At 56.9% G+C, this 4,346-nt stretch carries 6 protein-coding genes; 3 read left to right on the forward strand and 3 right to left on the reverse strand.

The window, feature by feature from the left end; translation table 11 throughout:
• The coding region (locus tag NW838_RS09320) for a DUF4079 domain-containing protein (protein WP_414427919.1) at positions 1 to 414 on the forward strand (414 nt) is incomplete at its 5' end.
• A 378-nt stretch (positions 415 to 792) separates the two neighbouring features.
• On the opposite strand, the gene NW838_RS09325 is transcribed toward NW838_RS09320, so the two are convergent.
• Complete coding sequence (locus NW838_RS09325) at positions 793 to 1,827, reverse strand: E3 ubiquitin ligase family protein (RefSeq protein ID WP_414399413.1); 1,035 nt, start codon at positions 1,825 to 1,827, stop codon at positions 793 to 795.
• 272 nt (positions 1,828 to 2,099) lie between these two features.
• A complete protein-coding gene (locus tag NW838_RS09330; RefSeq protein WP_414418067.1) occupies positions 2,100 to 2,993 on the reverse strand; it encodes a LysR family transcriptional regulator in 894 nt (297 codons plus the stop codon).
• A gap of 174 nt (positions 2,994 to 3,167) precedes the next feature.
• Between NW838_RS09330 and NW838_RS09335 the strand changes: the two genes are divergently transcribed.
• Positions 3,168 to 3,632: a redox protein gene (locus NW838_RS09335; protein ID WP_414343843.1), complete on the forward strand. Its 465-nt coding sequence runs from the start codon at positions 3,168 to 3,170 to the stop codon at positions 3,630 to 3,632.
• Between the two features lie 29 nt (positions 3,633 to 3,661).
• Here the strand turns inward: NW838_RS09335 and NW838_RS09340 are convergent, their stop codons facing one another.
• Positions 3,662 to 3,838, reverse strand: coding sequence for a hypothetical protein (locus NW838_RS09340; RefSeq protein WP_414357542.1), 177 nt, complete (start codon positions 3,836 to 3,838; stop codon positions 3,662 to 3,664).
• Positions 3,839 to 3,840: 2 nt separating this feature from the next.
• On the opposite strand from NW838_RS09340, the gene deoC reads away from it, so the two are divergent.
• A partial coding sequence (gene deoC, locus NW838_RS09345; RefSeq protein WP_414427920.1) for a deoxyribose-phosphate aldolase occupies positions 3,841 to 4,346 on the forward strand: 506 nt, incomplete at its 3' end.

Raw genomic sequence — 4,346 nt, forward strand, 5'->3', positions numbered from 1 at the left:
GGGATCGTGGTGGTGGTGATGGGCAGCTTTGTCGGCCTGACTGGGTGGCGAGGACGGGTCTTGCGTCTGGCAGCTGCCTCCACAGCGCCAGAGGGATCCCTGCCGGAAGCGGCCCAGAAGCCTCTGCTTGACCACCGCAAATTGGCCCCCTGGATGGCCACCTTCATTGCCTTGGGCTACACTGGCGGCCTTCTTTCTCTGGTGATGCAAGGGAAGCCCCTGTTGAGCAGCCCCCATTTTTGGACGGGATCCCTGGTGTTGCTGTTGTTGGCGGTGAATGGAGCTTTGTCCCTCAGCGGCTTTGGGGGCAACCGCGCTGCTCTGCGCACCACCCATGCCTATGTGGGCAGCCTCATCCTGTGCATACTGTTTGCCCATGCCTTGTTCGGGCTCAAGCTGGGCTTGTCGCTGTGAGTGGCATTGACATGCTCCCCTGCCTAAAGGCAGGGGATTCTGGTTCCTGGTTCTGCGACAGCACTTATCGTGTTGGGTTGCCCCTCCACGGCAGCGGTGCTCGTCTCCCCAAGCGCTACGCAAGCCCTAGCACCCAGAGCGGTTCCCTAATGCCCTTAGGTACCGTTGCAAACAACAACCACAAAGCCTGCTGAGGCTGTATCCAGTCGTGAGACTGTTGGGTTTTTAGAGCGGTTGACTACCCTGCCGCTGCGGGCAGCATAGCACAAAGCCGCCCTAGTCGCGTCAGCGGGCCGTAGGCCTTAGGGCGGGGCTTTAGACCCAGTTTTTTGGTAACCCGAGGTTTCCCTCTCCCTGGACAGGAAGGCCGGGAGCCTATCAGCGATAAGGTTGCAGGGATTGCAGCAGGTAGAGCACGGTGAAAACGCCGATGCCCAGCAGGACGATGGACAACACCAGGTAGCTGCTGGCATTGGAGCGCTGCTCTTCCAAGAGGGCTTCAGGGGATTTGGGCGCGATCATGAACCGTCCCCCAGAAAGAGGTTTTCGGATCACGGGATCCCCTGCCTCGAAGCGCACCTGCCCCATGGCAAAGGCCATCGCATCCACCGGAATCACCCATTCCTTATAGATGAAAGAGCGAGTGGAGCGGTTTTCTGTTCTCACTTGGGAAAGGTAGCGCTTGAGATCGAAGTTGAAGCGGCTGGGGCCTTTTCCGGGAAAGACACGCTCATCCACAACCGCCATAGCCTCTACCTCCGCACCCGTGGGATCCACCCTCACCCTTCCGGTTTCGTCTTCGATGAAAAAAGGGATCTGGCGAACCACTGAGTGAAGGGTTTCATCTCTCGTTCTCGTCTCTCTCTCCAGGAGATATTCCCGGCCTGTGCTCGGATCGGAGTACACATTGTTGTAGTACTTTTGGGGAGAGCCTGCTTCAGAAAACGGCAATTTTTCGGGATAGGCTGGAGAGCCGAGCTTTTGTGGGTAATCGGGGTAACCAGGCTTCTTCTGGAAAGCATCCGAACCGGGGTAGCCAGAGCCGGGTTTTTGCGGAAAGGATGCCGCGCCGAAGTAGCCAGGGTTGGACTTTTGTGGGAAAGAATCGGAGTAGCCGGGATCAACCCTTTTCTGGAAAGAACTGGGGGCAGAATAGCCCAATCCGGGCTCCTTTGCGGTCATTCTCCCCGGATAGGATTTTGCCCGGGATCCCAAGCGCAGAGCGTTCTGGTATTCGCCTTCGCTGATCCGTTCGCTGTAAGTTACGTCGCCTTCGCTGTTCAAATACTTTCGATAGCATTCGACTTCGTCATACTCCCAAGAGATCTCGGACTTGTAGTAGACGCAAGGCTGTCGCGAAAATTCCGATACCAAAGGCCGATTGCACAAAATCCTGCCATAAACTTGGGCCAAGTTTGCTCCTTTTGCCTGTGGACTTGTCTGACCGAGATTGCGAAGCTCGGCTACCTTGAGCAACCGAGTGGTGGAGAGCTGTTGAACCAACCTTTGGGAGCGCAAATACTCAACACATGAAAACAGAGAGCCGGGAAGACAAAGTAGCCCAAGCAGCGTCAGCCAGTTCATAGAGGCCTTCCTTTCCGGGGGGTGGGAGTGAAGTTGGCCTCATGCTAGCAGTTATCCATAAAACAGCATTTAAGAGGAGTTTAAGACAATCCCGAATGCGGTCAGTTCCGAACTTGACTTGGCAACTGAGACGGGTTTCCCCGCAAGGCTTCTAGGAAGGCAAATACTGCGGGCGGATGCAGCGCAGAGGCCAGAACAGCAGCTCCGATCACCCGCTCCAGTGGGATCGGCAGCCGACGGATCTGGATCCCTTCGGGAATGGGGATGGCGGCCAAGCGAGGCAAAATGGCAGCCCCCAGACCCTGCGCCACCATGTTCACAATGGTGGAGTCTTCCTTCACCAAGTAGGCCACCTTGAGGGTTTGGTGGGCAGCTTCCCAGTGGTTCCGCACCGCCGTGGTACATTCGGCGTAGTTGTAGAGAATGTAGGAAAAACGGGAAAGATCCTCCCAGGTCAAGGTTTCCGGCAGGGGCCCAAAACTCAGCGGAACCAACACAATGAATTCATCACGGGCGATCTCCCACGTCTGGAGATCCTCAGCAGCCCGCGGCAGGGGCAACAGGCCAATATCCACCTGGCCTGATCGCAACAGATGTTCGACAGTGGCCGGATCTTCCTCTGTAAGGGTGAGGGTAATCTGGGGAAATTGTTGGCGGAAGCGGGCGATCACCGGCGGCAGCAAATGGGTTGCAGCACTGCGAAAAGCGGCAACCCGCACATTTCCCCCCCGCAACCCTTTTTCCAGGTTGGCCTCATAATCCATTTGTTCCCGCAGTTGCAGCATTTTGCGAACATGGCGCAGCAGTCGCTCTCCCACCGGGGTTAGGCGCGCCCCAAAGCGACCGCGCACCAACAGGGTCACCCCCAGTTCTTCCTCCAGGCTGGCAATGGCCCGGCTCACCGCCGACTGGGAAATGTGCAATTGCAGGGCAGCATCGCTGAAATTTCCCCGCTCCACCACAGCCACCAGGGTTTGCAGTTGCGAGATGTTCATGGATCCCATCTATTCGATCTGCGCATAGATGTGATGCTATCTCAGGTTTGAACCCTCCGCCGCGCCTGACTAAACTACGACATAACTTCTCCTTCACACTGCGAAACAGCGGGAAACAGTGTGAAAACCTCTTTATCTTCCTGTCGTTGGTCAAGTGTCCCTATGTCGAGATCCATGTTTGCCCTATTGCCTTTCCATCAATTTCGAGATACTCCCGGCGTGCGCTTTTTCGACATCACGGTTGCGCGATCCAACGCCCGCGATTTGGTTTACCACGATGGGCCGGCCATCAGTCCCCCCAATAATCCTCAGGGCTATTGGCAGTTTTATATGCATCCACACCAGGAGGACAACTTGCTGGCTTTATGGGGCGGACGGACGTTTTACCTGGTGAATTTTAGCTGGCGGGATCCCTTCCATATTGTGCGCCTGGAAGCGAACCGAGGCATTTTGCGCATTCCTCCCGGCACTTTTCACCGTTCCGTCTCCGATCCAGAGGGATCCATCGTATTGAACCAGGCGGTGCGCGACGAAAAAGCCATCTTGGAAAAAGAATTTCGCATCTACGACAGCAGCCGTATTCCCCGATTGCTGCAGGTGACCTCGGCACCCGCCCCTTTGCCCCGCATTTGTGCCTGAGGGCAACCCAATCATCCTCCCCCGTTCCCTTAACCTAGCCGCGAGTCAATCGAGGCTCGCAAGTGGGCAGCAGCATGGGTGAGCTGTGCCTGGGGAATGGAGGGGTCGAGGTGTCGCCCTGCTGAGTTGGCAAGGCTCAGCCCTCTTTGCGGATCCCTGTAGGTGAAAGCTGAGGCTAGAGTAAAGATGGGTGCTGGGGGATCCACCAATGCTCTCTCTGGAGCGCAAGGGCATAGCGGATAGCTCGATCAACTTGGCGGAGTACATCGACCATACTCTGCTGTTGCCGATGGTTACTCCAGAACAGATCGACCAGGGGTGTGAGATCGCCCTGCGCTATGGTTTCCCCACTTTTTGTGTTCCTCCCTGCTATGTGCCGCGGGTGGTGGAGCGGCTGCATGGATCCCCGGTCAAGGTGAGCACGGTGGTGGGGTTTCCCCTGGGCACAACCACTGCAGAGGCCAAGCTTTACGAGGCCCAACTGGCGGTGGAGCAGGGGTGCCGGGAGCTGGATGTCCGCATCAACTTGGCTTGGCTCAAGGCGGGGGAGCTGGATCGCCTCCATGCTGAGATTGCCCAACTGGTGGAAGAAACGGGGGTCTGCATCAAGGCCATTTTGGAAACGGCTCTGCTGACCGAGGAGGAGAAAAAGCTGGCCGGGGAGATTTGTATCGATGCGGGGGCGGCTTTTCTGATGACTTCCACCGGCTGGAT

Source organism: Synechococcus sp. R55.2 (assembly GCF_047462075.1).
Taxonomy (GTDB): domain Bacteria; phylum Cyanobacteriota; class Cyanobacteriia; order Thermostichales; family Thermostichaceae; genus Thermostichus.

Excerpts from the sequence above, each read along its gene's own strand:
- NW838_RS09330 (WP_414418067.1), bottom strand. The coding sequence starts at position 2,993 with ATGAACATCTCGCAACTGCAAACCCTGGTGGCTGTGGTGGAGCGGGGA.
- NW838_RS09335 (WP_414343843.1), top strand. The coding sequence starts at position 3,168 with ATGTTTGCCCTATTGCCTTTCCATCAATTTCGAGATACTCCCGGCGTG.